Here is a 2599-nt window from a genome sequence, read left to right as displayed (position 1 = left end):
CCAAAACTTGGTTAAGTCCTCGACCGATTAGTAATGGTCCGCTCCATGCCTCGCGGCACTTCCACTTCCATCCTATCTACCTCATCATCTCTGAGGGGTCTTACTTCCATAAGGAATGGGAAATCTCATCTTGAGGCGAGTTTCACGCTTAGATGCTTTCAGCGTTTATCTCATCCATACATAGCTACCCAGCGATGCTCCTGGCGGAACAACTGGTACACCAGCGGTATGTCCATCCCGGTCCTCTCGTACTAAGGACAGGTCCTCTCAAATTTCCTACGCCCGCGACGGATAGGGACCGAACTGTCTCACGACGTTCTGAACCCAGCTCGCGTACCGCTTTAATGGGCGAACAGCCCAACCCTTGGGACCGACTACAGCCCCAGGATGCGATGAGCCGACATCGAGGTGCCAAACCTCCCCGTCGATGTGGACTCTTGGGGGAGATAAGCCTGTTATCCCCAGGGTAGCTTTTATCCGTTGAGCGATGGCCCTTCCATGCGGAACCACCGGATCACTAAGCCCGACTTTCGTCCCTGCTCGACCTGTCTGTCTCGCAGTCAAGCTCGCTTGTGCCTTTACACTCTGCGAATGATTTCCAACCATTCTGAGCGAACCTTTGGGCGCCTCCGTTATCTTTTGGGAGGCGACCGCCCCAGTCAAACTGCCCACCTGACACTGTCTCCCACCACGATCAGTGGTGCGGGTTAGAGTGATCATAATGCAAGGGTAGTATCCCACCAACGCCTCTGCCAAAACTAGCGTCCTGGCTTCTATGGCTCCTACCTATCCTGTACAAGCAGTACAAGCACTCAATATCAAGCTACAGTAAAGCTCCATGGGGTCTTTCCGTCCTGTCGCGGGTAGCCTGCATCTTCACAGGCAATTCAATTTCACCGAGTCTCTCGTTGAGACAGTGCCCAGATCGTTACGCCTTTCGTGCGGGTCGGAACTTACCCGACAAGGAATTTCGCTACCTTAGGACCGTTATAGTTACGGCCGCCGTTTACTGGGGCTTCAATTCAGGGCTTCGCCGAAGCTAACTCTTCCTTTTAACCTTCCAGCACCGGGCAGGCGTCAGCCCCTATACTTCATCTTACGATTTTGCAGAAACCTGTGTTTTTGATAAACAGTCGCCTGGGCCTTTTCACTGCGGCTGATCTTGCGATCAGCACCCCTTCTCCCGAAGTTACGGGGTCATTTTGCCGAGTTCCTTAACGAGAGTTCGCTCGCTCACCTTAGGATACTCTCCTCGACTACCTGTGTCGGTTTGCGGTACGGGCAGTTGATTATTCGCTAGAAGCTTTTCTCGGCAGCGTGACATCAACGACTTCGCTACTATAATTTCGCTCCCCGTCACAGCTTGTCAACCCGCTGATAAGCATTTGACTCATCAACTGACTTGCTGCTTGGCCGGACACTTCCAATCGTCCGGATCGCTTAGCCTTCTGCGTCACTCCATCACTCAAGCACAATCAACTGGTACAGGAATATCAACCTGTTGTCCATCGTCTACGCCTCTCGGCCTCGACTTAGGTCCCGACTAACCCTGGGAGGACGAGCCTTCCCCAGGAAACCTTAGTCATTCGGTGGACAGGATTCTCACCTGTCTTTCGCTACTCATACCGGCATTCTCACTTCCAAGCGCTCCACCAGTCCTTACGGTCTGACTTCATCGCCCTTGGAACGCTCTCCTACCACGCATCCATAAGGATGCATCCATAGCTTCGGTAATATGCTTAGCCCCGGTACATTTTCGGCGCAGAGTCACTCGACTAGTGAGCTATTACGCACTCTTTAAATGATGGCTGCTTCTGAGCCAACATCCTAGTTGTCTGTGCAATTCCACATCCTTTTCCACTTAGCATATATTTAGGGACCTTAGCTGATGATCTGGGCTGTTCCCCTTTCCACGATGGATCTTATCACTCACCGTGTGACTCCCGAGTAAAAATCAATGGCATTCGGAGTTTATCTGAAGTCAGTAACCCATGACGGGCCCCTAGTCCAAACAGTGCTCTACCTCCATGATTCTAAACCTCGAGGCTCCCCCTAAAGAGATTTCGGAGAGAACCAGCTATCTCCAAGTTCGTTTGGAATTTCACCGCTACCCACACCTCATCCCAACCATTTTCAACTGATACGGGTTCGGTCCTCCAGTGCGTTTTACCGCACCTTCAACCTGGACATGGGTAGGTCACCTGGTTTCGGGTACATAACTGCGTACTTCGTACGCCCATTTCAGACTCGCTTTCGCTGCGGCTCCGGTTTTTCCACCTTAACCTTGCACGCAATCATGACTCGCCGGTTCATTCTGCAAGAGGCACGCCGTCACACGTAAATGTGCTCCGACAGCTTGTAGGCACATGGTTTCAGGAACTGTTTCACTCCCCTCCCGGGGTGCTTTTCACCTTTCCCTCACGGTACTGGTTCACTATCGGTCACTAGGGAGTATTTAGCCTTGCGAGATGGTCCTCGCGGATTCCGACGGGGTTTCACGTGTCCCGCCGTACTCAGGATCCTGAACTGAGAGTGTGACGTTTCGTTTACTGGGCTATCACCATCTTTGGCGTCGCTTCCCAACGACTTCAACTACGTC

The 2599-nt window shown here is 52.3% G+C and carries 1 rRNA gene; it reads right to left on the bottom strand.

The window, feature by feature from the left end:
* Positions 1 to 7: 7 nt before the first annotated feature.
* A 23S ribosomal RNA gene (locus tag QOS03_RS09005) occupies positions 8 to 2599 on the bottom strand; the annotation flags it as partial.

This window comes from Limosilactobacillus pulli (genome assembly GCF_947381555.1).
GTDB lineage: Bacteria > Bacillota > Bacilli > Lactobacillales > Lactobacillaceae > Limosilactobacillus > Limosilactobacillus pulli.
Note: the sequence above shows the minus strand (reverse complement) of the source record. Positions and strands in the feature narration are given on the sequence as shown.